20 protein-coding genes are annotated in these 26,220 nt (G+C 69.3%); 9 read left to right on the forward strand and 11 right to left on the reverse strand.

Going from position 1 to position 26,220, the window contains the following annotated elements; all coding sequences use genetic code 11:
• Nucleotides 1-14: 14 nt before the first annotated feature.
• From C3E99_RS11245 to C3E99_RS11270, 6 genes are all read right to left on the reverse strand, one after another.
• A complete protein-coding gene (locus C3E99_RS11245) occupies nt 15-1,190 on the reverse strand; it encodes an MFS transporter (RefSeq protein WP_076076382.1) in 1,176 nt (391 codons plus the stop codon).
• Nucleotides 1,181-3,289, reverse strand: coding sequence for a serine hydrolase (locus C3E99_RS11250; protein ID WP_076076385.1), 2,109 nt, complete (start codon nt 3,287-3,289; stop codon nt 1,181-1,183). The genes C3E99_RS11245 and C3E99_RS11250 overlap by 10 nt, the downstream gene beginning before the upstream one ends.
• Nucleotides 3,286-4,689 carry a tetratricopeptide repeat-containing sulfotransferase family protein gene (locus C3E99_RS11255; RefSeq protein WP_083675134.1) on the reverse strand — a complete coding sequence of 468 codons (1,404 nt, stop codon included), beginning with the start codon at nt 4,687-4,689 and terminating at the stop codon, nt 3,286-3,288. Before C3E99_RS11255 ends, C3E99_RS11250 begins: the two co-directional genes overlap by 4 nt.
• 5 nt (nt 4,690-4,694) lie before the next feature.
• The gene (locus C3E99_RS11260; RefSeq protein WP_076076388.1) at nt 4,695-7,055 is read right to left on the reverse strand and encodes a TonB-dependent receptor; all 2,361 of its coding nucleotides are present in this window, start codon (nt 7,053-7,055) and stop codon (nt 4,695-4,697) included.
• On the reverse strand, nt 7,052-7,957 hold the full coding sequence (locus C3E99_RS11265) for a carbon-nitrogen hydrolase family protein (RefSeq protein ID WP_104959794.1): 906 nt from the start codon (nt 7,955-7,957) through the stop codon (nt 7,052-7,054). The genes C3E99_RS11260 and C3E99_RS11265 overlap by 4 nt, the downstream gene beginning before the upstream one ends.
• Nucleotides 7,958-8,041: 84 nt before the next feature.
• Nucleotides 8,042-9,847, reverse strand: a complete 1,806-nt coding sequence (locus C3E99_RS11270; protein WP_083675135.1) for an aminotransferase-like domain-containing protein — start codon at nt 9,845-9,847, stop codon at nt 8,042-8,044.
• Between the two features lie 412 nt (nt 9,848-10,259).
• Between C3E99_RS11270 and gntA the strand changes: the two genes are divergently transcribed.
• The 3 genes from gntA to C3E99_RS11285 all read left to right on the forward strand — a co-directional run bounded on the left by gntA (nt 10,260) and on the right by C3E99_RS11285 (nt 13,064).
• Nucleotides 10,260-10,952: a guanitoxin biosynthesis heme-dependent pre-guanitoxin N-hydroxylase GntA gene (gene gntA, locus C3E99_RS11275; RefSeq protein ID WP_076076393.1), complete on the forward strand. Its 693-nt coding sequence runs from the start codon at nt 10,260-10,262 to the stop codon at nt 10,950-10,952.
• Nucleotides 10,949-11,545 (forward strand): DUF1989 domain-containing protein, encoded by a 597-nt coding sequence (locus C3E99_RS11280; RefSeq protein ID WP_076076396.1) that lies wholly within the window; start codon nt 10,949-10,951, stop codon nt 11,543-11,545. Before gntA ends, C3E99_RS11280 begins: the two co-directional genes overlap by 4 nt.
• Before the next feature lie 346 nt (nt 11,546-11,891).
• Complete coding sequence (locus C3E99_RS11285) at nt 11,892-13,064, forward strand: pyridoxal phosphate-dependent aminotransferase (protein WP_076076398.1); 1,173 nt, start codon at nt 11,892-11,894, stop codon at nt 13,062-13,064.
• A gap of 326 nt (nt 13,065-13,390) precedes the next feature.
• Here C3E99_RS11285 and hutU read toward each other — a convergent pair whose 3' ends face one another.
• The 4 genes from hutU to hutI are packed head-to-tail and all read right to left on the reverse strand — an operon-like array spanning nt 13,391 to nt 18,595.
• The gene (gene hutU, locus C3E99_RS11290; RefSeq protein ID WP_076076401.1) at nt 13,391-15,055 is read right to left on the reverse strand and encodes a urocanate hydratase; all 1,665 of its coding nucleotides are present in this window, start codon (nt 15,053-15,055) and stop codon (nt 13,391-13,393) included.
• Nucleotides 15,052-15,864, reverse strand: a complete 813-nt coding sequence (gene hutG, locus C3E99_RS11295) for an N-formylglutamate deformylase (protein ID WP_076076403.1) — start codon at nt 15,862-15,864, stop codon at nt 15,052-15,054. The genes hutU and hutG overlap by 4 nt, the downstream gene beginning before the upstream one ends.
• Nucleotides 15,861-17,390 (reverse strand): histidine ammonia-lyase, encoded by a 1,530-nt coding sequence (gene hutH, locus C3E99_RS11300; RefSeq protein ID WP_076076406.1) that lies wholly within the window; start codon nt 17,388-17,390, stop codon nt 15,861-15,863. Before hutH ends, hutG begins: the two co-directional genes overlap by 4 nt.
• Nucleotides 17,387-18,595, reverse strand: coding sequence for an imidazolonepropionase (gene hutI / locus C3E99_RS11305; RefSeq protein WP_104959795.1), 1,209 nt, complete (start codon nt 18,593-18,595; stop codon nt 17,387-17,389). The genes hutH and hutI overlap by 4 nt, the downstream gene beginning before the upstream one ends.
• A gap of 52 nt (nt 18,596-18,647) precedes the next feature.
• On the opposite strand from hutI, the gene C3E99_RS11310 reads away from it, so the two are divergent.
• Nucleotides 18,648-19,994: a formimidoylglutamate deiminase gene (locus C3E99_RS11310; protein ID WP_076076411.1), complete on the forward strand. Its 1,347-nt coding sequence runs from the start codon at nt 18,648-18,650 to the stop codon at nt 19,992-19,994.
• Nucleotides 19,991-20,686 carry a histidine utilization repressor gene (hutC, locus tag C3E99_RS11315; protein ID WP_076076414.1) on the forward strand — a complete coding sequence of 232 codons (696 nt, stop codon included), beginning with the start codon at nt 19,991-19,993 and terminating at the stop codon, nt 20,684-20,686. Before C3E99_RS11310 ends, hutC begins: the two co-directional genes overlap by 4 nt.
• On the opposite strand, the gene C3E99_RS11320 is transcribed toward hutC, so the two are convergent.
• Nucleotides 20,687-22,627, reverse strand: a complete 1,941-nt coding sequence (locus C3E99_RS11320; RefSeq protein WP_076076417.1) for a S9 family peptidase — start codon at nt 22,625-22,627, stop codon at nt 20,687-20,689. It lies immediately after the preceding gene.
• Between the two features lie 331 nt (nt 22,628-22,958).
• On the opposite strand from C3E99_RS11320, the gene C3E99_RS11325 reads away from it, so the two are divergent.
• The 4 genes from C3E99_RS11325 (at nt 22,959) to rpsM (ending at nt 26,136) form a co-directional block, all read left to right on the forward strand.
• Nucleotides 22,959-23,357, forward strand: coding sequence for a hypothetical protein (locus C3E99_RS11325; RefSeq protein WP_067105454.1), 399 nt, complete (start codon nt 22,959-22,961; stop codon nt 23,355-23,357).
• Nucleotides 23,358-23,414: 57 nt separating this feature from the next.
• Nucleotides 23,415-24,758, forward strand: a complete 1,344-nt coding sequence (locus C3E99_RS11330; protein ID WP_076076419.1) for a TldD/PmbA family protein — start codon at nt 23,415-23,417, stop codon at nt 24,756-24,758.
• Nucleotides 24,759-24,771: 13 nt separating this feature from the next.
• On the forward strand, nt 24,772-25,557 hold the full coding sequence (locus C3E99_RS11335; protein ID WP_076076422.1) for an inositol monophosphatase family protein: 786 nt from the start codon (nt 24,772-24,774) through the stop codon (nt 25,555-25,557).
• Nucleotides 25,558-25,767: 210 nt separating this feature from the next.
• Complete coding sequence (gene rpsM / locus C3E99_RS11340) at nt 25,768-26,136, forward strand: 30S ribosomal protein S13 (protein WP_067105457.1); 369 nt, start codon at nt 25,768-25,770, stop codon at nt 26,134-26,136.
• Nucleotides 26,137-26,220: the final 84 nt, after the last annotated feature.

Genomic DNA, 26,220 nt, shown 5'->3' on the forward strand with positions numbered 1-26,220 from the left:
TCGTTGGTTTGGGATCAATCTTGGGAAGGGGCGGCGCGGTCGAGCAGCCGGGCGGGCCAGGCCGCCGCAAGTCCGCTCAGCAGCAACAGCAGCACCGCGGCCCCGATCGTCAGCGGATAGCCGCCGCGATCGAGCAGCAGGCCGGTCAGCAGCGGCCCGCTCGCCAGGCCGAGCTTCGAACAGAAGCCGCCGAGCGCGGCGGTCCGCCCGACCTTGTCGAAAGCGGCGGCAAGGCCGAGCAGATAGGGGATGGTGAAGGCCCACACGATCGCCGAGCCGATGTTGGCGGCGACATAGACGACGGCGAGATCGGAGCGCCAGAAGGCGGCGGTGAACAGCAAGGTCACCGCGATCGAGCCGAGGATCGGCTTCGCCCGCCCGAAGCGCGCGCCCATCGCAACAACGAGGATCGACCCCAGCGCGCCGAGCCAGTTGGCGGCGGCAAGCGTCGGCCCGATGAAATCCTGCGACAGGCCCGCGTTGCGCCCCAGCCCAATGATGAAGGCGGCGAGACCCATATTGCCCGCCTGGAACAGAAAGATGGCGGCGAGCGTCGCGGCGAGCGGGCGCCGTGCGATCGGCGCGGGCGCGGCGGTCACGCCGCTCTCCGTCGCAACGGGATAGGCGGGCAGGAAGGGCAGCATAGCCAGCGTCGCGAGGCTGAAGGCGGCGAGTGCGAGGAACAGGATCGCGGTGCCATAATGCGGAACCAGCGACGGCAATGCCCACAGGCCGATGCCGCCAATCCCGAACTGCACGACAAGCAGCATCCCGAACACACGGTCGGGCGAACGGGTGCGCGCGATCACCGCGAAGGCGACCCCGACGAGCAGCCCGCCGACGATCCCATGACAGGCGCGCAAGGCTGTGAGCCACGGCACCGACACGACGCGGGTCGAGACGAGGTCGATGGCGATCAGGCCGAGCAGCGCCGCCGTTGCGGCAACACGCCACGGGATGCGCCGGATCAGGAACACCGCCGCCAGCGCCCCGACCGCAGCCCCATAGACATTGGCCGATGCGATCAGCCCCGCGCTCGCGGGCTTGATCCCCAGCCCGTCCGACAGGCCGGTGACGAGCGCCGCCATGATGTTGACGTAGAAAAGCCCGGCGGTGGCGAGGAAGGACAGCAGCACAGCGGCGGGCAGGCCGTCGGGCGCCACCTTCGGCAGCGTATCGGTCAGCCGCATGGCGCATCCTTTCCGGCCAGCGCCACGGCGGCGGGACCCCAGTCCCAATGATCGCTGTCGCCGAAGCTGTAGAAGAGCGCGTCACGGCCAGGCAGCATCGCGACCGAAATGCCGCCGAACCCCGACATGGCGGGAACCCAGAGCGGCGCGGCGCAACCTTGCTTCGCGCCCATCTCGCGCGCCCAGAAGCCGGCGCGGTAGCGGAAGCCGGGAAAACCCGCCGGAAGCCCGCCGCCCTTCGGCGCGCGCTGCATCGCCGCGTCGAGCAGGCGCCGATCGAGCAGCCCGCCCGCCCCCTGCATCAGCCAGCGCGACAGCCGCGCGATGTCGTCGGGCTGATAGGTCAGCCCCCAGCCGACGAAGGGCTGCGCCGCCGCATCCTCGGTCCGCCGCGTCGTCGACAGCGTCGGGCTGAGCTCGAGGTCATCCCACAGCGGCCGGACGAGATCGTCGTAGAGATCGGCCTGCGCGCCGCGCTTCTCGCGCAGGATCGCGGCCATCGCGGTACCGAGCAGATAGGTGTCCGAGGTATGATAGACCCATTTGCCGCCCGGCGGCGCCTTGCGCGGATAATGGGTACAGGCGAAGGCGATCTTCGCCGCATGGTCGGCGGGCTCGAAGAAACCGGCGATCGACGGGTCGTCTTCGTCGACCATATAGGCGGCCGAGCGATAACGGCCGGTCGTCATGTCGAGCGCCTGCTCGAGCGTCACGCCCGCCCAGCCGCGCGCGCAGGCGGGGACATAGGCGGCGATACTCGCCCCGGCGCTACCCGGATAGAGTTTTTCGAGCCGCATCAGCGCCACGCCGCCGAACAGCGACTTGGCGGTCGAATAGGACGGCAGGTCGATGACCTCGCACGCCGGATAGTCGCCATGACGCGTCACGCAGGCGCTGCGGTAATGGATGCCGTCCACCACCGCGCCATAGACGGTCGGCTCCGATCCCGCGGCGGTGGCGAGCGCCAGCGCGTCGGGCAGTGCCTCGACCGGCCGCACCGGAAGCCGCGCCGCGACGACCGCTTCGTGCCGCCGGACGATCGCCTCGGCATCGGCGACCGCGCCCGGCGCAGCGCGCGCCGCGACGAAGCCCCAGGCGTCGAACTTGCGGTAGCGGCAGGTCTCGCTCGCGATCTCAAAGGCGGCCTTGCTCACCGTTCCGTCCGCGCCGAACAGGAAGGTCAGCATCCCGTTGTGCGTGCAGTTGGCATTGCGCTCCTGCAATGCAAAGGGCAGCGCGGCGCGGGCCAGCCCGCCGTCACCGGGCTCGGACCAGACGCGGCCGGGCTCGACGATCCAGTTCCAGTCAGGATGGTTCGAGGCGATCAGTCCGCGCTGCGCGGGGATCAGCGCATCGCCGTGCTGGACGAGATCGAGGGCAAGGTCGGGCAGCGAGCGGATCGTATCGCCGCGTTCATAGCCCTTTTTCTCGGCGATCAGGCGAAAGCCCGCCATCGCCGCGCCCGTCAGATGCAGGCGGCCGGTAAAATTCGCCTGCGGCGGCGCGGCATCGGCGGTGGGCGCAAAGGCCGACAGATCAACCGGACGGTCGAACCCCGTGCCTGCGAACAACACGTCGCGGCCCAGCGCCTGCCGCGCGTCGGAGGTTTCGGCCCGGGCAACGCCCGTCACCACCACATCGTCGAACCAGCAGGTCGCGCGCTTCCCCTGCGCCGACAGGCGAAGCAGCAGGCCGCCACCAAGCCCTTCCCCGCCGTCGGCGAGCGCTTGTCCGCCCGGCCACAGCGTCACCGCATCGGCACGCGCCTTGCCGACCGAAAGGATCGGCGTCCATGTCGCGCCATCATCGCGCGAGGCTTCGGCCATGCAGGCGGCGGTGTCGTCGAGCGCGTCGGCGGCGATCTTCGCATTCACATACAGGCGGCGTTTGCCCTCGACCGGCACCGCGACCTGCGCGCTCGCGCCGGCGGTGAGGCGCATCGAGACATTGCCCTCGAAACTCGTCAGCCGCACGTCGCCCGCGCCCGCCGCGCGCCACGGGTCGGCGCTGCCCTGCTGGAAGTCGCTGCGCAGCAGTTCCTCGGCCGCCGCGCTGCCGGGCGCCGCGAGCGCGACGAGGATCAGCGGCCAATATCTCATCGTCCGTAATCCAGCGGAATACCGGCGCCGCGCAATGCGTCGGCGAGGGGCGTGAGCCCGGCCTCATAGCGCCGCCAGAGGCCGACCGAACGGTCGTGGATCGGCGCGCGCACCTGCACCGCGCTCGCGGTCGCGACGGGCGCGGGATTGCGGTGAAAATCGAGGCAGCCATCCTCCCAGTCGAGCCCGCACGCCGCGACGAGACGCCGGCTTTCGCCTTCCTGGTCGGCGATCAGCGCCTCATAGTCGATCTCGATCATCCGGCCGGGCAGCGCGGCCCGCCAATGGTTCATCAGCCGTTCGTGGGCGATGCGATAGGCGGCGAGGTCGCCAAGGTCGTAGCTGAACGGATAGCCCATGCGGAACAGGGTCTTGTACATCGCATAGCAGCCGTCCATCGCTCCGCGCCGGACATGGACGATGCGCGCGTCGGGCAGCGCGAGCGCGATCAGCCCGATATAGAGGCAATTGAGCGGCGTCTTGTCGATCGCGAACGGCGCGTCCGGATCGCGCTCGGCGATGCGCGCGCGATAGGCGCGGCCGAGCGCGGCATGGTCCATCGCGGCGCTGCGGCGAATGAGGTCGGCCTTGCCCTGCGCCGTTCCCGCCCCCTCGACCAGCGCGAGCGCGAAATCCTGAATTTCGCCGAGGCTTGCGACGCGGCTGTGCGACGAGAGGATGCGGTCGACCAGCGTCGTCCCGCTGCGCGGCAGGCCGAGAATGAAGATCGGCCCCGGCTCGGCGGCCGGTGGCGGTGCGCCGCGCAGGCGTTCGGCCGAAAAGGCGTCGGCGATTCCCGCCATCGTCGCGACATCGTCTGCAACGCGATAGGACAGGCGCGCGCGCCGCGCATCGGCGGCCGCCTTCAGAACCGAGAACGCCCGGTCATGGTCGCCAAGGTCCTCGAGTTCCTTCGCCAGCGCATGGCCGAGCGCGATGCGCGCTTCCGCGTCGCGCCCCGCCGCCGCCATCGCGCGATCCAGCGCCGCGACATGGTTGCGCTCCGCCGTCGCGCGGCGCAGCGTCGAGCGGTTGGCCCATGCGTCCCAGTCGCGCGGATCGGCCGCGATCACCCGGTCGAAATGTGCCTCCGCCGCATCGATCCGGCCGATCGCGATCGACGCCGCGGCGAGATCGTAGTGCGCCCGCGCATCGTCCGGCGCCAGTTCGACCGCACGGGCGCAACAGCGCTCGGCCTCGACCGGCCGGTTCATATGACCGTGATATTCGGCAAGACGGCGCAGGTCGCGGGGGTTGTCCCACGCGCGTTCCTCGATGGCGGCGAGGATCGTGCGCGCCTCGCGGTAGCGTCCGCCCAGCGCCGCCTCCCTCGCCCGCGCCAGCCCGGCGTCGAAATCGCCGGGACGAGCGCGGGAAGGAGGAGCGGCGGGCGGCGCCATGAGCGTCAGAAACGCACGTCCGCCGACAGGCCGACGGTGCGCGGTAGCGTGATCATATCCTTCGATCCGTTGCCGTAATAGCCCTGCCCCGGCGACGTCCCCATATAGGCTTCGGTGAAGATGCCCGTGACGCCGTCCGCATTGAACAGATTCTTGACGAACAGCGTCAGCCCATAAGGGCCCTTGCGCAAAGTCGCCGAGGCGTTCCAGATCGAGAAGCCCGGCAGACGCACGTTGAACTTGGGCGAGGTGCTGATCGCGTTGCGCGTCGACGACTGATAGAAGCCGTCGCCGCGCAGCGTCAGGCTGGTGTCGTCGCCCAGGTCGAAGCTGTAATCGGCACTGCCGGTCAGGATGTGGCGCGCCGAACCGGGCAACCGGTCGCCGTCGCGCCCGATCAATGTGCGGCTGGGGTCGGGGGAGAAGAAGTCGCGCGTCAGCTTCGCGTCGACATAGGTGTAGCCGAGCGCATAGTGGAAGCCGCCCGACCGGCCCTCGACCTGCGCCTCGATGCCCTGCGAGCGCGCCTTGCCGCCGTTCTGGACGACGTAGAAACCCCAGACCGGCGTCGCTGTGTTGAGCTGGATGTCCTTCCAGTCGATATAGAAGGCGTCGAGGTTGTAGGTGAGCCCGCCGACGCCGCCCTTCACGCCGACCTCGTAGTTGATCAGCGTGTCCGACTTGTACTGCTGCCACGACGGGTCCTCGGCATAGCGGCCGATCGTCGGCACGGCGTTCGACCCGCCTCGGCGATAGCCCTGCGACACCGTGGCATAGAGCAGACCGCGGTCGGCGAATTTCCATGACAGATTGCCCTTGAACAGCGCCTTGTCCTCGCTGGTGCGGAAGGTCGCGTCGGTCGGCTGCGACAGCGAGGGAAAGATCGGAATGTCGATCGAGGTGTCGTTGCGCGCCTTGTTCCAGAAATAGCGCACCCCGCCGGTCAGATCGACCGTATCGGTGACATGCCAGGTCAGCTCGCCGAACAGGGCGCGATCCTTGAAATTCTCGTGCCGGCGATAGAAGAAATCCTGATCGCCCGCGACCGCGGCAGTCAGGCCCGTCGCGGCGTCCCACCAGCGCTTGAAACCGCGCAGATAGCTGTCCTGCGACGAAAAGAGCTTCTGGTCCTGGTAATAGGCGCCGACCACATAATCGAGCGGCCCGCCGCCCTTCGACACCAGCCGCAGTTCCTGCACGAAGCTCTTGTCGCGATAGCCGCGCACCGCCGACGCCATCGGGCGCGGATAGTTGTAATAGAAAGCGAGGAAACCCGCCTTGGCATAGAAGCCGGTATTCTCGCTGACACTGTCGCCCTCATGCTCGTACCATGAGGAACTGGAGGTCAGCGTCGCGAAGCCCAGGTCGACATTCGCCTCGAGCGCGACCGAATCGACGTTGCGGTTCGACGGTTCGAGCTGGACCGAACCGTTCTGATACCCCCGATACGCCTCGCCATAGCCGTCGAGGCCGCGCGTGATCTGGCGGCGACCGCCGACCTTGTCTTCCTGATGGTTATAGGTCAGCGTCACGTCGACGGCGTCGCTCGGCTGCCACAGCGCGGCGATGCGGCCGTACCAGACATGGACGAAGTCGGCATCCTTGACGCGGCGATATTCGGCGTCGGGCGCCAGCACGCCCGCCGGCGCGGTCGGGATGCCGTCGCCATCGAGCTTGTAGACGTTCACATAGTCGGTAAGCCCCGGATAATGCTGGCGGCTGCCGACCGCACGGATCGCGAAGGTCTCGCCCAGCGGCACGTTGAGCACGACGTCCGCCTCGTAGCCGATGCCGTCCGATCCCTTGACGCTGCTGACGCCGCCGGTGACGCGCCCTTCGAAGCGGCCGAGCACCGGCTTCTTCAGGATGTAGCGCACCGTGCCGCCGAGCGCACCCGACCCATAGAGCGTGCCCTGCGGTCCGCGCAGCACCTCGACCCGGTCGAGGTCCTTGAGCAGATAGGCGGCGAACAGCGGCGTGTCGTTGACATAGGTCGACACCGGCGAGATGCCCGAGACGGCATAATCGCCGAGCGCGGCGCTATCGACGTTGACGCCGCGGATCGTCACCGTGTTGATGACGCCCGCGTTGCGCCGGCCGCGATCGACGACCGCGACGCCGGGGATCGAGCGGAGGAGTTCGGCTTGGTCGCGCGTCTGGTTCGCGTCGATCCTCTCGCCGCCGACCGCCGAGATATTGTACGGAATGTCGATCGTCCGCGCCTCGCGGCGCGTCGCGGTGACGACGATGTCGGTGTCGTCGCTCGCGGCTCCTGCCTCCTGAGCGAAGGCTGGCGCCGGCAGCACCGCCAGCAATCCCGTGCAGGCGAGCGATGTCGTCGCCAATAGTCGCATATGGTTGGTCATGACTTTACCCCCTTGTGTGTCATTATGGACGCGCCGGCGCCATCCTTGCCGGTCGAAGACATGGGCTGGACGAGCGGACCGAGTGCCTGGAGAGCCGGCGAAGCGGCGGGGCCGCGGTCATAGGCCTCGAAATGCTGCGGGCCGTCGCGAAGGCTCTTGAGCGGCTGGCCGAGACCGTGCCAGCCGCGCTCGCGACAGCGGCGGACATGATCGAGGTCGAGGTCGACGGCGATGACCTCGCGCCCCTGCCCCGCCTCGTGGATCATCTCGCCGCCCGGCCCCGCGACGCACGAGCGCCCATAGCCGAGGTCGCCCGCGACGTTGACCGACACGACATAGGCCTGGTTGGTCGCCGCGGCGGCGCGGACGATCGACAGTTCGACGTCGCGGTCGATCGTGTTGGTCATCACCGGGTTGAGGATCACCTCCGCCCCGCGCCAGATCAGCGAGCGCACGACCTCGGGAAACCAGATGTCGTAGCAGATGGCGAGCCCGAAGCGCCCGACGCCCGGAACGTCGAATACGGTCGGCTCGCCGCCGCCCGTCACCCCTTCTTCATAGGGATAGAAGGGATAGATTTTGCGGTGCCGCGCCGCGATGCTGCCGTCGGGGGCGAAGACGCTGGTCGTGTTGTAGATCGCATCGCCGTCGCGTTCGAACAGCGATCCGTTGACCAGCCACAGCCCATGCTCGCGCGCCATCGCGGCGAAGGCGTCCTCGGCCGGGCCGGGCAGCGGCTGCGCGTGCGCGGTGGCCGGGCCGAAGCAGGACAGTTCGCCCAGCACCACCATGTCGACCCAGCCGAAACGGCGGCGGACGAGGCGGATTTCCTCGGCAATGCGGTCCAGATTGTCGCCGCGCGGCAGGGCCAGTTGCAGTCCGGCGATCGCGAAATGAGTCATGATCCTCCCCGGCGCGCCGATCGGGGCGCGTCCGGTTATCATGGTGCCTCCCGGGCCCGCCTTACGATAGGTCCAGTTTGGAAATCAGGATGGTGCCAGATTGCCGATGCGTCCGATCACCGCCCAGTCGACAACGCGGTGGCCGGGGTCCAGCCACTGGATGACGTCGCCCTCGACCGCGACGTGGAAGGCGGCCGCCTCGCCATAGGACCAGCTCTGCCATTGGCGATGCCAGCGGTCGCCCTCGATCCACCAGCGCCCCGTGTCGACGTCTTCGTCGGCATGGCCGGCGCACCCGGTCATCGTGCCGTCGGGCAGCAGCAATATGGTGCAGGGATCGCCATAGATGGTCCGGCAATCGAGCCGCGCGCCGCTCATTTTGCGGCGCAGCGCCCGGCCGGTCAGGATCGGCAGCGGATCGGCCTTCTTCTCCAGCACGTCGTTGAGCGCCGCGGTCAGCGCCGCGACGCCGGGCCGGATGCGGTCGGCCGGCAGGCTGGTGACGCCGAGCCGGAACAGCGCCGGCGGCGGACTGCCGGCATAATAGGGATCGACCCGCTCGAACAGCACCCCGCGGCGTTCGGCCGCCGCGGCCAGCTCGGCGACGTCGAGGCCGTCGGGACCGCGCACCCACATCGTCGTCCCGCCACGCACCGGCTGGATCGCGATCGAGCGCGGCAGATAGTGGTTGAGCGCATCGCGCAGCGCCATCTGGCGCACCCGGAACTCGCGCCCGATGCGCCGCATCATCGAATCATAATGACCGAGCGACAGGAACTGCGCGGCGGCGCGCTGATTGTTCGGCGGCGGCTGTTTGACCGACAGCCGACGCAATTCGCGCAGATGCGCCACGACCTCGCGATCGGCGACCATGAAGCCGAGCCGCAGGCCGGGATCGAGCACCTTGGCAAGCCCGGCGATATAGACGACGCGGCTGCCGCCGTCCATGCTGCGCATCGCGGGAAAATCCTGGTCGAGATAATTGGTCTCGCATTCGAAATCATCCTCGACGACGATCAGGTCGTGCGCCTCCGCGGCGGCGAGCAACTCGCGGCGCCGGTCGAGCGACAGCGTAGCGCCGGTCGGCAACTGATGGCTGGGCGTCACCACCGCCAGGTCGCAGCTTGCAAGCCGCGCGTCGGTGACGATGCCGTCGGCGTCGACCGGCTGGAGCACCACCTCGCCGCGACGCGCCTCGATCAGCGCGCGCAGTTCGAACGGACCGGGGTCCTCGACCGCGACGCGGCTTCCCTCGGCGCAGAAGAGTTCGAGCGCCAGCAGGCGCGCATGCTGCGTTCCCAGCGTGAGCAATATCTCGTCGGGCCGGGCATAGATGCCGCGTCGCGGCAGAATCTTGGTACGGATTTCCTCGACCAGCGCGGCATCGTCGTCGGCGATTCCCGACCAGGAAGCGATCTGCCGCCGCTTCAGCGACAGGCTGGCCGCCTCGCGCCACTCGTCGGCGGGGAACAGGCTGTCGTCGAAACAGCCGTCGAGGAAGGGATAGCGATATTGCTGCCAGTTGGCGGGGCGCGGCCTGGGCAGCGCCGGCAGGCGCGGCAGACGCTCGGACCAGGGCAATCCGTTCGGGGTCGCGCGCTCGGCGATGCCCGCGATCTCGCCGAAGCCGCTGCGCCCGGCGGTCAGGTCGCCCGAAACGAACAGGCCGCTTCGCTCGCGCGCCACCACATGCCCGTCGGCGACCAGCTGCTGATAGGCGATCGTCACCGTGTTGCGGGCGACGCCGAGCAGCCGGGCCATGGTACGCGAGGACGGCAGGCGATGCCCCGCCGGCCACGCCTGCGACCGCATCAGTTCGATCACGCCCTTGCGGATCTGATCCTGCAGCGTGACGTCGCCGTCGCGGTCGAGGATGAAGGATGGGCGCATAGCCGATGGTGTCCCAATCGCGGGGCGCAGATCAAGTTCAAACCACGGCCGCCGCCGCGATGCGGCAGACGGCCGGATGACAATCCAGATATAGGGTCAGGACCCACTAATTTCGCGTTCGAGGCGTCGAAATGGCGAAGATATCAGGTTCGGGCGGATGCAGCGGGTAGCATCGCTACCCGCAAGGCCGCGCGGGCCCGAGATCGAAGCCATTTCGGCGTCGCTTCGCGATTTGACCGATTTTGCCCATGGCTTCGTCGAAAAGTCTTGAAATATATTCATATTCCTACGCCTTTCCTCCTCGCCCTGTGCAAAATCGCTTCAAACCTCGATCGCGAAATTAGTGGGTCCTGACCCTAGATTCGCCGATCGGCCGATGCAGCTTATTCTTTTCTGCCGCGTTTTCCGCACCATGGAAACCAGTATCATTGCGGCGCCCCCCGAAACCGATCTTTCCCGCCGATTCCGGACTTTCGTCGGCGCCCCCGATTTCCCCTGCGTCGGCGCGAAATCCGCGCTGGCGAACGACATGCTGCGGATCGTCGAGGCGCACGACCTGACCAGCGGCTGGAACGACCTGCAGATTCACCGCGAGCTGCTCGAATGGGCGCGCGCCTACAAGGACGACCCGGCGGGTTTCCGCAGCCTCGCGGTGATCTTCCACGGCCCCGGCGATCTCGACGAGCCGGCGTTCGAGACGGCGCTGTGGGAGCGCATCCAGTCGCTCGCCGACAAGGACGCCTGGAAAGGCCTGCCTTACGACCCGCGCGTCCATGCCGACCCCGACCATCCCCATTTTTCGCTGAGCTTCGGCGGCGAGGCCTTTTTCGTCATCGGCCTCCATCCGCGCGCTTCGCGCCCCGCGCGCCGCTTCCGCCGGCCGGTGCTCGTCTTCAACCTCCACGACCAGTTCGAACGGCTGCGCGCCGAAGGGCGCTACGAACGGATGCGCGAGCGCATCCTCGCGCGCGACGAGCAGCTTGCGGGCAGCATCAACCCGATGCTCGCCCGCCACGGCGAGGCGAGCGAAGCGGCGCAGTACAGCGGCCGCGCCGTCGAGGAAGACTGGGCCTGCCCGTTCCACGACCCGAGGGCCGGCGCATGATAACCGAAATCCCGCCGCGCAGCGGCACCGCCTTCCGGCTCGCCCGCGGCGACAGCCTTCGGGTCATCGACCCGGAGGGCGGGCAGGTCAGCGACATGCTCGCCTTCATGGCCGACGATCCGCGCGAGGCGCTGTCGAACGGCCGGACGTTCGATTATGAGGAGACGATCCGGCTGACCACCGGCCATCGCCTGTGGTCGAACCGGTCGCGGCCGATGCTGGAGATCGTCGAGGACAGCGTCGGCACGCATGATTTCCTGCTGACGCCGTGCAGCGAGGCGACCTTCCGCCATTTCTATCCGGACAAGCCGGTACATCGCGGCTGTTTCGGCAATCTCGCCGAGGCGCTCGCGCCCTTTGCCGTCGCGGCCGACGCGATTCCGACCGCCTTCAATATCTTCATGAACGTGCCGGTCGCCCCCGACGGCAGGATCCGGGTCGAGCCCCCGACGACCCGGCCGGGCGACTTCATCCGCCTGCGGGCGCTCGCGGACCTGATCGTCGGGCTCACCGCCTGCTCGGCCTACGACAGTTGCGGCGGTAGCTTCAAACCGATCCACTATGCGATCGAGCCCCGCAGCGGCGATGGCTGAATAGGACGCGGATCATGGTCTGCCCTCGAATGAAAGACGGCGCAAAAAGGAGAAGTCCGGCCATGGATGCTGAAACGAGTTCAGCATGACGAAGGATGTGCAGCACGCCGAATCCCGAATCCCCACAGGCCGTAATCCGCATCCGTCTTCCTGAGATAGTTTGGCAGTACCCTTTTTCCGGAAAGGAACCGCTCCCCGGCGAACGCCGGGGTCCACACTGGGTAGCGCTACGCCATCTGGACCCCGGCATTCGCCGGGGAACATGCATTTCCCTGCCATCCACCCCTGCTCGTCCACGCCACAAGGGGCTGGCCATTCGCCCGGCAAGGCGGCACAAGCCTTCGCCATGACCCAGCCGCGCACCGCCGACGCCATCGAACCGTTCCACGCCATCGAGCTGAGCCAACTCGCGCAGAAGATGCGCGCCGCCGGCGCCCCCGTAATCCATATGGAATTCGGCCAGCCGTCGGAGGGCGCGCCGGCGGGCGCGGTCGCCGCCGCGCAGCAGGTGCTGAGCAGCGGCGACATGCTCGGCTATTGGGAAAGCGCGGCGCTGCGCGAACGCATTTCGCGCCATTATCGCGCCGCCTATGGCGTCGATGTCGCGCCGCGGCGCATCGTCCTGACCTGCGGCGCGTCGCCCGCGCTCGTCCTCGCGCTGCTCACCGGCTTTCGCGCGGGGAGCCGGGTGATGACCGCGCGGCCCGGCTATGTCGCCTATCGCAATTCGCTGCGCGCGCTGGAGATGACGCCGATCGAGATCGCCTGCGGCGCCAACGACCGCTTCCAGATCGCGGCGCGCCACATCCGCGAGGCGGCGCCCGCGCCGGACGGGCTGATCGTCGCCAGCCCCGCCAATCCGACGGGCACGATCATCCCGCCGCACGAACTGGCGGAGATCGCGGCGGCGTGCCGCGAGCGCGGCGTCCGCATCATCTCCGACGAAATCTATCATCGCCTGAGCTACGGGATCGAGACCCAGTCGATCCTGAACCATGACGACGACGCCTTCGTCATCAACAGCTTCTCCAAATATTATGGCATGCCGGGGTGGCGGCTCGGCTGGGTGATCTGTCCCGAGGCACTGGTCGACGCCGCGCGGGCGCGCGCCGGCAACCTCTTCCTGTCGCCCCCTGCGCTCAGCCAGCACGCCGCGCTCGCGGCGTTCGACTGCGAGCCCGAACTCGACGCGCGCGTCGACGTCTATCGCCGCAATCGCGAGCGGCTGCTCGCCACCCTCGCCGGTCTCGGCATCACCGATATCGCGCCGTCGGACGGCGCCTTCTATGTCTATGCGTCGATCGCGCACCTGACCGACGACAGCATGGCCTTCTGCAAGCGGCTGCTCGCCGACACCGCGCTCGCCACCGCGCCGGGGATCGATTTCGACCCCGTGAACGGCCATCGCTTCATCCGCTTCAGCTACGCGCTGAGCGCCGAACTGGTCGAAGAGGCGTGCCGCCGGTTGACCGACTGGTTCCGCAGCGGCGCCGGAGGGGACGTGCGCGGCCCGGCCTGAAGCGCGTTAGCCATGGTGATGCAGTTGGACCGCGTCACTGCGACCCCGGACATGATCCGGGGGAAGTAATCCAGGGCGGTTTACGCCTGCTCTGGGTTGCCGCGCGGCTTCGCCGCTCGCAAGGACGGCATGGATTAGTGCATCGTGCCTTAAATATGCACCGTTTGCCCTGAGCTTGTCGAAGGGCCGTTCTTTCTGTCAGGCGCCGCAAGAAGAAGGACGGTGCTTCGACAAGCTCAGCACGAACGGCAGAAAGGGTGGTGCAGATTTCACGCGCGTCGCTCTAACCAAAGCCAGCAGAGATCGGCAGATGCGCAAGCGTCGCCTCAGGCCAGCGACGGCAGGTCGAGGCCCTTTTCGCGCGCGCAGTCGATCGCGATTTCGTATCCCGCATCGGCATGGCGCATCACGCCGGTCGCGGGATCGTTCCACAGCACGCGTTCGAGCCGCTTCGCCGCCGCCTCGCTGCCGTCGGCGACGATCACCATGCCCGCGTGCTGCGAATAGCCCATGCCGACGCCGCCGCCATGGTGCAGCGACACCCAGGTCGCCCCGCTCGCGGTGTTGAGCAGCGCGTTGAGCAGCGGCCAGTCGGACACCGCGTCGGTGCCGTCATTCATCGCCTCGGTCTCGCGGTTGGGACTCGCCACCGACCCCGAATCGAGGTGATCGCGGCCGATCACCACCGGCGCCTTGAGCTCGCCCCTCGCGACCATCTCGTTGAACGCGAGGCCGAGCCGGTGGCGGTCGCCGAGTCCGACCCAGCAGATGCGCGCCGGCAGACCCTGAAACTGGATCCGCTCGCGCGCCATGTCGAGCCAGGTGTGAAGATGCGCGTCGTCCGGCAGCAGTTCCTTCACCCTGGCGTCGGTGCGATAGATGTCCTCGGGATCGCCCGACAGCGCCGCCCAGCGGAACGGGCCGACGCCGCGGCAGAAGAGCGGGCGGATATAGGCGGGGACGAAGCCCGGGAAATCGAAGGCATTGTCGACGCCCTCGTCCTTCGCCATCTGCCGGATATTGTTGCCATAGTCGGTGGTCGGCACCCCCGCGGCGTGGAAATCGAGCATCGCGCGGACGTGCGTCGCCATCGACGCCTTGGCCGCCCGCGCCACCGCCTGCGGGTCGCTATCGCGCTTACTGGCCCACTCGGCGACGCTCCAGCCGGCGGGGCAATAGCCGTTCACCGGATCGTGCGCCGAGGTCTGGTCGGTGAGCAGGTCGGGGCGCACGCCGCGCGCGAACAGGTCGGGCAGGATTTCGGCGGCATTGCCGAGCAGGCCGACCGAAACCGGCTTCCGGTCCGCGCAGCTTGCTTCGATGATCGCCAGCGCCTCTTCGATCGTGTCGGCGCGGTGGTCGAGATAGCCGGTGCGCAGCCGCATCTCGATCCGGCTCGGCTGGCATTCGATCGCGAGGCACGAGGCGCCCGCCATCACCGCGGCGAGCGGCTGCGCGCCGCCCATGCCGCCGAGCCCGGCGGTGAGCAGCCAGCGGCCCGACAGGTCGCCGCCATAATGCTGGCGCCCCATCTCGACGAACGTCTCGTAGGTGCCCTGCACGATGCCCTGGCTGCCGATGTAGATCCACGACCCGGCGGTCATCTGTCCGTACATGGCGAGCCCGCGCCGGTCGAGTTCGTTGAAATGCTCCCACGTCGCCCAGTGCGGGACGAGGTTGCTGTTCGCGATCAGCACGCGCGGCGCGTCGGCGTGGGTGCGGAAGATGCCGACCGGCTTGCCCGACTGGACGAGCAAGGTCTGGTCGTCCTCGAGCCGGCGCAGTGCCGCGACGATGCGGTCATAGCTTTCCCAGTCGCGCGCCGCGCGGCCGATGCCGCCATAGACGACCAGCTCCTCGGGCCGCTCGGCGACGTCGGGGTGCAGATTGTTCATCAGCATCCGCAGCGGCGCTTCGGTCAGCCAGCTTTTCGCGGACAGGCCGGTACCGGTGGCGGGGCGGATGATGCGGCTGTTGTCGAGGCGGTTCATGGGCATCCTTTCGCGAAATCGAGCACGGCGGCGATCGCCTGCCGCAGCGTCGGCAGGATCGCGGGATCGGCGTCGAGCGGGCTGGGCCAATTGCTCTCGTCGGGCGAAGCGGGCTCGGTCATGTAGCCGCGGCAGGCGAGCTCCATCTGGATCGCGTGCACGCCCGCTTCGGGGCGGCCGTAATGCCGCGTCGTCCAGCCGCCCTTGAAGCGGCCGTCGCGGACATGGCCGAAGCCGCTCGCCGCGCACACCGCCTCGACCGCGTCGGCGAGGGCGCGCGCGCAGCTTCGCCCGCTGTTGGTGCCGATGTTGAACTGCGGCAGCTCGCCGTCGAACAGCCGCGGCACATGGCTGCGGATCGAATGGCAGTCATAGACGACGACCGCCGGATGGACGGCGCGCAGCCGCGCGATCTCCGCCTCGATCGCCGCGTGATAGGGCGCGAACCATGTCGCCGTGCGCCGCTCGATCTCGTCCGCGCCGGGCGGATCGCCACGATAGAGCGGCTCGCCGTCGAAACTCGTCGTCGGGCACAGCTCGGTCGTCGCCTGCCCCGGATAGAGCGAGGCGCCGCTCGGGTCGCGGTTCATGTCGATGACGCTGCGCGAGATATCGGTCGCGATCGTCGTCGCGCCGAGTTCCGCGCCGAAACCGTAGAGCGCCTCGATCCACCAGTCGGCGTCCTTGCGCGCGAGCCACGGCGACACGAACCGCGCCGCCAGCGCTTCGGGGATCGCCGTGCCGCCGTGCGGAAAGCACAGGATCAGTGGCGCCTCCCCGCGCGCGATGCGAAGCCAGTCGCCGCTCATCGCATCACGCCCGGCAGGGCGACACCCGCCGCCTCCGCCAGCGCATCGCCCCTGACCAGCGCCGTCGCGGCCGCCATGTCGCTGGCGAAATAGCGATCCTCGCCGAGCCCCGGCACGTCGCGGCGCAGCCGCGCGCGCACCCGTTCGAGCGCCTCCGACGCGCGCAGCCCGACATGAAAGTCGCAGCCCTGCGCCGCAGCGAGCAGTTCGATACCGATAACGTTCTGCGCGTTCGCCGCCATCGCGAGCAGCCGCCGCGCGCCGTGCGCCGCCATCGACACATGATCCTCCTGGTTCGCCGAGGTCGGGATCGAATCGACGCTCGCCGGATAGGCGCACTGCTTGTTCTCCGAAACGAGCGCCGCCGCCGTGACCTGCGGGATCATGAAGCCCGAGTTGAGCCCCGGATGCGCGGTCAGGAAGGCGGGAAGCCCCGACAGCGCCGGATCGACGAGCATCGCGACGCGGCGTTCGGCGATCGAGCCGATCTCGCAGATCGCGAGCGCGATCATGTCGGCGGCGAAGGCGACGGGCTCGGCGTGGAAATTGCCGCCCGACAGCGCCTCGTCGGTGTCGGGGAAGATCAGCGGATTGTCGGAGACGCCGTTCGCCTCGTCCTCCAGCGTCGCCGCCGCCTGCCGCAGCACGTCGAGCGCGGCGCCCATCACCTGCGGCTGGCAACGCAGGCAATAGGGGTCCTGCACGCGCGGATCGTCGTCGCGGTGCGAGGCGCGGATCCCCGAAGCGGTCATCAGCGCGCGCAGCGCCGCCGCGACCTCAACCTGCCCGCGATGGCGGCGCAGGGCGTGGATGCGCGGGTCGAAAGGCGCGTCGGTGCCCTTCGCCGCTTCGGTCGACAGCGCGCCGGTGAGTAGCGCTGCGCGGAACAGCCGGTCGGCCTCGAACAGCCCGGCGAGCGCATAGGCGCACGAGAATTGCGTCCCGTTGAGCAGCGCCAACCCTTCCTTCGGTCCCGGTGTCAGGATCGGCAGGTCGGCGGCGCGCAGCGCGTCGGCGGCGGGCATCCGCCGGCCTTGCCAGTCGATCTCGCCCACCCCCATCATCGCCGCCGCCATGTGCGCCAGCGGCGCGAGGTCACCGCTCGCGCCGACCGACCCCTGGCACGGCACCACGGGCAGGCAGTCGCGCGCGAGCATCGCATCGAGCATCTGCACCGTCTCGCGCCGCACGCCCGAGGCGCCCTGCGCAAGGCTGGCGAGCTTGAGCGCCAGCATCAGCCGCACGACGGCTGCGGGCGCGGGGTCGCCCACCCCGGCCGAATGGCTGAGAATGATGTTGCGCTGAAGCGCGTTCAGTTCGTCATCGGCGATGCGCACGCTCGCCAGCTTTCCGAAGCCGGTGTTGATGCCATAGACCGGCCGCTGGCGCGCGAGGATGCGCGCGACCGCCGCCGCCCCCGCGTCGACGCGCGCCATGCACGACGGGTCGAGCGGCGGCGCGTCGCCGCGATAGATGGCGTGCCATTGCGAAAGCGTCACCGCGCCCGGCGTCAGCATCGTCGTCATCGCCCGTTCCCCTGAAACATATGCCCCTGAAAGACGCGGGCGTGCAGCGGGCTCATCCCCATGTGATAGGGAACCTCGGCCAGCGTCTCGACCGACCAGATCGCGAGGTCGCAATCCTTGCCGACTTCCAGCGTCCCCACCCGCCCGCTCAGCCCCAGCGCGCGCGCCGCGTGGCGCGTGACGCCGAGCCAGCATTGCTCGACCGTCAGTCCGAACAAAGTCGCCGCCATGTTCATCGCCAGGCGTAGCGAGGTGAGTGGCGACGTGCCCGGATTGCAGTCGGTCGCGACCGCCAGCGGCACTCCCGCGGCCACGAGCGCCGCGACCGGCGGCTTCGTTTCGTCGCGCAGGAAATAATAGGCGCCGGGCAGCAGCACCGCGACGCTGCCCGCCGCCGCCATCGCGGCGATCCCGTCGGCGCCCAGATGTTCGAGATGGTCGGCCGACAGCGCCCCGTATCGCGCCGCGAGCGCCGCGCCATGCTGGTCCGAAAGCTGTTCCGCGTGAATCTTGACCGGCAGCCCGGCCGCCTTCGCCGCGACCAGCACGCGCTCGGTCTGCGCGGGGGTGAAACCGACCGTGTCGCAATAGACGTCGACCGCGTCGGCAAGCCCCGCCACCGCCGGGATCATCGCGTCGCAGACGAGCGCGACATAGTCGTCGGCGCGCCCCTTATACTCCGGCGGAACGCTGTGCGCGCCGAGGAAGGTCGCCGCGACGCGCACCGGCCGCGCCGCCGCCAGCGCCTTCGCCGCACGCAGCATCCGCAGTTCGTCGTCGAGCGACAGGCCATAGCCCGACTTGACCTCGACCGTCGTCACCCCGTCGGCGAGCATCGCGTCGAGCCGCGGCAGCGACGCCGCGACCAGATCGGCCTCGCTCGCCGCACGCACCGCCTGCACGGTCGAGACGATGCCGCCGCCCGCCGCCGCAATCTCCTCGTAACGCGCGCCCGCCAGCCGCATCCGCCATTCGGCGGCGCGCGTCCCGGCGTGGACAAGGTGGGTGTGGCAATCGATCAGGCCGGGGGTGATCCAGCGCCCCTCGCAGTCCATCGTCTCGCACGCGCCTGTCGGCGCGTCCGCCTGCGGCCCGACGAAGCCTATCCGCCCGCCCTCGGCCGCGACGGCGCCGCGCTCGATGATGCCGAGACCATCGTCACCCATCGTCGCGACCCGCGCATTGATCCACAGTCGATCGGCCATTGCCCTCCGCCTGATCCGTTATTATGTCTAGTCATAACAAGGGAGGATCGGAATGCAACAGCTTTGGTTCCGGCAGGCGCTGCTGCCCGACGGATGGCGGAACGCCGTCCTGATCACCCACGACGCGGGCCGGATCACCCGGGTCGAGCCCGATCGCGCGGCGGGGTCGGCCGAGGTCCACGCCGTCGCCCTGCCCGGCCTGTGCAACGTCCACAGCCACGCCTTCCAGCGCGGCATGGCGGGCCTGTCCGAGCGCGGCGCCGGGCGCGACGACGATTTCTGGAGCTGGCGCGAGGTCATGTACCGCTTCCTCGCGCGGATGACTCCCGACGACGTCGCCGCCGTCGCTGCGCAGGCCTATGCCGAGATGCTGGAGTCGGGCTTCACCCGCGTCGGCGAATTCCATTACCTTCACCACGATCCAGACGGGCGGCCCTATGCCGATGCCGCCGCGATGGCGGGCGCGATCGTCGCGGCGTGCGACGCGACCGGCATCGGCCTGACGCTGCTGCCCGTCTTCTACGCGCACGGCAATTTCGGCGGCGCCGAGCCCAGTCCGGGGCAAAAGCGTTTCCTGTCGTCGCGCGACGGCTTCGCGCGGCTGGTCGAGGCGAGCCGCGCCCTGCTTCCCGCCGACGCGACGCTGGGGGTCGCGCCGCACTCGCTGCGCGCGGTGACGCCCGCCGAACTGGCCGAGGTGACCGCGCTCGCCACCGACGGTCCGATTCATATCCACGCCGCCGAACAGCAGCGCGAGGTCGACGACTGCCTCGCATGGAGCGGCAGGCGCCCCGTCGAATGGCTGCTCGACGAAGCGGGGATCGACGCGCGCTGGTGCCTGATCCACGCCACCCATCTGACCGACGCCGAATGCGACGCGCTCGCGGCGCGCGGCGCCGTCGCGGGCCTGTGTCCGGTGACAGAGGCCAACCTCGGTGACGGCATCTTTCCCGCGACGCGCTATTTGCGGGCGGGCGGGCGTTTCGGGGTCGGCACCGATTCGAACATCGCGATCGACCTCGCCTCCGAATTGCGCGCGCTCGAATATTCGCAGCGGCTGCGCGACCGGCGGCGCGTGCTGCTCGCCGGAAACGGCCAGGATTCGGTCGGACGCACGCTGTTCGACGCGGCGCTCGCGGGCGGCGCGCAGGCGCTCGGCGTCACGGGGGGCTTGTCGGCCGGCGCGCCCGCGGACATGGTCAGCCTCGACATGACGCACCCGACGCTCGCCGGCGCCGATCCGGCCACCCTGCTCGACCGCTGGATCTTCGCGGGCCGCACCGGCCCGATCGACCGCGTGTGGCGCGGGGGCCGGCTGTGCGTCGAAGGCGGCCGCCACGTCGCCGCCCCGGCGATCGCGGCGCGCTATACCGCGACGCTGGAACGCCTGCTCGCATGACCGCGACGCTCGACCAGCGGATTCGCGGCGACATCAGCGCGCGGATTCATTCGGGCGAATGGCCGCCGGGGACCCGCATTCCCTATGAGACCGAGCTTGCCGCGCATTACGGCTGCGCGCGCGCGACGGTGAGCAAGGCGATGGAGACGCTGGCGCGCGCCGGCCTGATCGAACGGCGGCGCAAGGCAGGAAGCTTCGTCGCGCGCCCGCACAGCCAGTCGGCCGTGCTCGAAGTCCCCGACCTCGCCAGCGTCGCCGCCGCCAAGGGCGAGACCTATCGCTGGCAGCGGAACCGACGCGCGACGCTCGCCGCGGGCGAAGCGCCGGACATCGCCGGGATCGCCGGCGCGGCGCTGGCGGTCGAGGGGGTGCATTTCGCCGACGACCTGCCGTTCGCGATCGAGGAGCGCTGGATCTCGCTCGCCGCCGTGCCCGGATGCGCGGACGAGGATTTCGCCGACACGGCACCCGGCACCTGGCTACTCGGCCATGTCCCCTGGACCCACGCGCGCCACCGCATCCGCGCGGTCGCCGCGTCGGCGACCGAGGCGCGGCGGCTGGCGATCCGGCCGGGAACCGCCTGCCTGAGCCTCGAACGCTGGACGTGGCGGGCGCGCGACTATGTCACCTATGTCCGCCAGCTCTTTCCCGGCGACCGCCACGACCTGATCGCCGATTTCGACCCGAGCTGATCAGTTCAGCAGATAATGCTGCCAGAACAGCAGCGAGGTCCAGAAGGTGTAATCGACATTCTCCTTCTTACCCCACTGGTGCCCCTCGTTGGTCGCCACAAGGCTCCAGGCCGTACCGCCGTTGCCGCGCACCGCGGCGACGATCTGGTCCGCCTCCGACGCCGGCACGCGCGGATCGTTGGCGCCGGTGACGACGAACAGCGGTTTGCGGATGTCGGAAACGCGCGTCAGCGGAGAGATTTCCATCAGCTTCTTGCGCTGCGCCGGATCGCGCTCGTCGCCATATTCGACACGGCGCAGGTCGCGCCGATATTCCTGCGTGTTCTCGAGAAAGGTCACGAAGTTCGAGATCGCGACGACACACAGGTTCGCGCGCAGCTTGTCGGCGAAATGGGTCGCGGCGGCGTAGCACATATAGCCGCCGTAGCTGCGCCCGGTCAGGCCGAAGCGCGCCGCGTCGAGTCCCTTGTCCTTCGCCAGCGCGTCGAGGAAGACGCCCATGTCGCGAACGCTGTCCTCGCGCTTGAACGGCCCGTTGTCGAGCCCGACGAAGCGCTTGCCATAGCCGGTCGAACCGCGGACGTTGGGATAGAAATAGGCGACGCCCAGTTCGTTGATCAGATAATTGGTGCTGCCCAGGAATTCGGGGCGCCACTGGCTTTCGGGCCCGCCGTGGACGTGCATGATCAGCGGTCGCTTGCCCGGGAATTTCGCGGGGTCGGGACGATAGAGGAAGCCCGACATCTCCAGCCCGTCGAAGCTCTTCACCCTGACCAGTTCGGGTTCGATGTTGCGCGCCGCGTCGAGCCCGCCGGTCTCGCTTTTGGTCCAGCGCGTTACCGCGAGCGTTTCGGGATCGACGCTATAGGCGTCGGCGGCGCTGCGCGCCGAGGTGAAGCCGATGCCGATCGCGCCCCACGGCGCGACCTCGACATGGCCGATCACGCCCGCGGGCAGGCCGTCGACCGTGCGCGCCCGGCCGCTCGCGACGTCGAGCACGCGCAGGCGGCTCGCCCCCGCCTCGTTGATCGCATAGGCGACGAAGCGCCCGTCATCCGACAGGTCGAATGCCTCGACGTCCCACGATTCCGCCGGCCCGCGTGGCGTAAAGACGCCGGTCGCGGGGTCGAGCGTGCCGAGACGCTGAAAGTCGCTGCCCTCGTCGCTCGTCACCCAGATGGTTCCGTCGGGCGCGAAGGCCGCCTCGCCATAGGCCACCGTCTTGCCATGGTCGCCGATCGGCGTCATCGCGCCGCTGCTCAGATCGAGGCGGAACAGGTCGGTCTTTTCGACCGAGGCATATCTGGCGACGAGCGCCCAGCTCTTGTCGGGCGCGAAGCCGGCGACCGCCCAGCCGTTGCTGTCGACCTGCGCGACGAGGCGCGCTGACGCGGGGTCGCGCGGGTTCATGACATAGATGTCGCTGTCGCGGCCGTTCCGCCGCGTCGAGGTGAAGGCGATGAGGCTGCCGTCCTTGCTCCAGGCATTGAGCGCGTTGCGGCTCTTGCCGTCGGTCAGCAGCGTCAGGCGCCCATCCTTCATCGTGTAGATCTGATAGAATTCGTTGCCGCCGATGTCCTTCTGGACCAGCATCAGGTCGCCGGTCGCGGGCGCCCACACGCCCCGGCCGACAGGCTCCGCCTCGAAAGTCAGCTGCTCGCGCGCGCCCATCGGTGCCGCGACGCGGTGAAGCTGGGTCGTGTTGCCGAAGCGCGTAGCGATCAGCATCGTCTTGTCGCCGGGGTTCCAGCCGACGAAGGACGCGCCGCGATATTCCATATAGGGCCGCGTCGCCGCCGCGAGCGCCGCGGGGACGTCGGGCATGCCGTCGGCGACCAGCGCCGCGGGCTTCGGCTGCACGTCGGCGGGCGCCTCCTGCCCGGCAGCCGGAACGGACGCCAGCGGCAGGGCCAGCGCGGCCAGAAAAGACAGATGACGCATGATGATTTCCCCATGTTGCGCGATGGATGGCGGTCGCCCGATGAAGGCATCGCGCCCTAAATCTGGCCCATCTCGCCGTTCGTGTCGAGCGGAAGAGAGGGCCGCGTTTCGGGCCCGATGCCCGACGCGCGCTTTCGCCGGTGCCGGGTTTCGACCAACGGCCTCTGCGGCTCGATGGTCGCCATGGAGCAACGGCGCGCCGCGAAATCGTTCGGAATCTGCGATGAAATGACGAAAAAATTAACGAATCGCTGGCATCGTGGCTTGACTTGGGGATTAACGGCTGAAAACCTGGGGTTTCTGGGAATCGCCAGCCGGGGAGGCTGAAAACATGGCATCAGCATTCGGACCGCGCCTGTGGAAGCGCTTGCCGCCGAGCGTGCCCGCGGCACGCAGCCTCGGCCGCCGGATGACCCTGCACGCGGCCGCCGCGCTGCTCGTTTTCGCCGCGCTGCAGATCTGGCTGGTGTCGAGCGCGATCGCCGCCGGCGCGCCGTCCGCCTTCATCATCGTCGCGCTCGTCATGCTGGTCGCGCTCGCCCTTCCCGCCGCGCGGCTGACCGAGCGGCGCTGGTATCATCTGAGCCGCCAGGCCCTCGCGAGCTGGGGACTGCACGCGCGCTTCCGCCGCGACGTCCGCCGTCTGTGGGCCGCCGCGCTCGCCCTGCCCTTCCTGTGGGTCAGCGGCGCGATGGCGGCAACGCAGGGTTTCGCCGCCATCACCCTCTAGGACGGCGCTGCCGACTTTGATTTTGACGACCGGTCCCGCGCCGTATAGGGCGCGGCCATGCTGAGTGTTTCCGAAGCCCTCGACCGCGCGCAGATGCTCTGCGACGCCGCGACCAAGGCGGGCGCCGACGCCGCCGACGCCCTTTATTACTGCAACGCCGCGACCGGAGTGTCGATGCGGCTCGGCCAGCTCGAGGATGTCGAGCGGTCCGAGGGGCAGGATATCTCGCTGCGCGTCTTCGTCGGGCGACGCAGCGCGAGCGTTTCGACCGCCGACATGGACGCGGGCGAACTGGCGAAGCTGGTCGAGCGCTGCGTCGCGATGGCGCGCGAAGCGCCCGAGGACCCCTATGCGGGCCTCGCGCCGGAAGAACTGCTCTACAAGGGCCCGGTGCCCGACCTCGATCTCGACGACGGCAGCGAGGCCGATCCGCAGGCGCTACGCGCCGCGGCGCTGGCGGTCGAGGAAGCCGCGCGCGCCGTCGCGGGCGTGACCAACAGCGAGGGCGGCACCGCGAGCCACAGCCGCACCCGCTTTGCCCTCGCCACCAGCCACGGCTTCGCCGGCGGCTACGGATCGAGCGGGCACAGCCTGTCGGCGAGCGTGATCGCCGGCGAAGGCGCCGCGATGCAGCGCGATTACGGCTGGCACAGCGCGCACCATCTGTCGGACCTCGAAAGCGCGGCGGAGATCGGCGCGCGCGCGGGCACCCGCGCCGTCGCGCGGCTGAATCCGGGCAAGGCGCCGGTCGGCAAGGTCCCGGTGGTGCTCGATCCGCGCGTCGGCGGCAGCATCCTCGGCCATCTGCTCGGCGCGATGGCCGGCCCCGCCGTCGCGCGCGGCACCAGCTTCCTGCTCGGCAAGGAGGACCGGGCGCTGTTCGACAGCGGCATCGTCGTCCGCGACGAACCGCACCGGCCGCGCGGCCTGCGCAGCCGCGCCTTCGACGGCGAAGGCCTGCCGACCGGCGCGCGCGACATCGTGGCGAACGGGCGGATCACCGGCTGGCTGCTCGATACCGCATCGGCGCGCCAGCTCGGCCTGGCGCCGACCGGCCATGCCAGTCGCGGCGGCGGCGCGGCGGGCGTGACCGCCAGCAACCTGCACCTCGCCCCCGGCGCGCTGTCCCCCGAAGCGCTGATCGCCGATATCGGCGAAGGCGTCTATGTGACCGAGCTGATCGGCCAGGGCGTCAACGCCGTGACCGGCGACTACAGTCGCGGCGCGTCGGGCTTCGCGATCCGCGACGGCGCGATCGCGGGGCCGATCGCCGAATTCACCATCGCCGGGAACCTGATCGACATGTTCGCGGCGCTGGTTCCCGCCAGCGACCTCGTCTTCCGCCACGCAACCAATGTGCCGACGCTCCGCATCGACGGCATGACGGTGGCCAGCAGCTAAGCCTCGCTACCCGATGCCCGCCCGCAACATCGAAGCCTTGATCGCCGCCACGCGCGAGGTCGGCGACATGGCGATGGCGCGCTGGCGCGGCGAGGGAAAGGCGATCGACGTCTGGCACAAGTCGCACGACAATCCGGTCAGCGACGTCGATCTCGCGGTCGATGCGCGGCTCAAGGCGGTGCTCGGCGCGATGGTTCCCGAGGCCGGCTGGCTGTCGGAAGAGACCGCCGACAATGCCGACCGGCTGTCGCGGCGCGCGCTGTGGTGCGTCGATCCGATCGACGGCACGCGCGATTTCATCCGCGGCCGCCCCGGCTGGGCGGTCTCGGTCGCGCTCGTCATCGACGGCGCCCCACAGGTCGGGGTCCTTTATGCCCCGGCACTCGACGAACTGTGGGTCGCGCGCAAGGGGCAGGGCGCGACGCTGAACGGCGAAACGCTGCGCGCCAGCCGCCGCGTCGCCTTCGACGGCGCGCGCGTCCCCGCCGACAGCCTGCCGAAGGTCGACCGCGATCTGGTGATGGTGACCAAGCCGAACAGCATCGCGCTGCGCATGGCGCTGGTCGCCGACGACCGCGCCGACCTGGTCGCGACGCTGCGCTGGGGGTTCGAATGGGACGTCGCCGCGGCGGCGCTGATCGCGGCGGAGGCGGGCGCGACCGTGACCGACGCCTTCGGCCAGCCGCTCGCCTTCAACACGCCGAGCGCGCAGGCCTTCGGCGTCATCGCCTGTGCCCCGGGCATCCACGCGGCCGTCGTCGACCGGCTGCACGACCGGGCGGTGGCGGCAACGTCCTAGACGGCAGAGAGGTACGGATCGGCGAGCCGCCGGACCGGCGCTTTGCTTGACAATCGGGGCGACTCGCCCTAGTTGCGGCCTATTCCAACATACCGACCGGACGGCGAAACGCGGGACGCGGCTTCGTGGTCCGCTTTTTGCGTTGGAAATCAGACGCTTTGAGATAGGGCTCGTTTGCCAGCGTGCCCTGTGGAGCAGGAGAAAGATTACATGGCACGTATCGCGGGCGTCAACCTGCCCACCAACAAGCGCGTGATCATCGCGCTCACCTATATCCACGGCATCGGCCGCAAGACCGCCGTCGGCATCGCCGACAAGCTGGGGATCGACCACAGCCGCCGCATCCAGGACCTCAGCGACGCCGAGGTGCTGCAGATCCGCGAAGCGATCGACGCCGACCTGACGGTCGAGGGCGACCTGCGCCGCGAGACGGCGATGAACATCAAGCGACTGATGGACCTCGCCTGCTACCGTGGTCTGCGCCACCGCAAGGGCCTGCCGGTCCGCGGCCAGCGCACGCACACCAATGCGCGCACCCGCAAGGGCAAGGCGAAGCCGATCGCCGGCAAGAAGAAGTAAGGTCGCGGCGCGTCCACCGGGCGCGCTTCCCTGCTTCGCGGCCGCGACCGGGACCACCCGTCCCTCGCCGGCCAGCTTCAGGAT

This window comes from Sphingopyxis sp. MG (assembly GCF_002953155.1).
GTDB lineage: Bacteria > Pseudomonadota > Alphaproteobacteria > Sphingomonadales > Sphingomonadaceae > Sphingopyxis > Sphingopyxis granuli.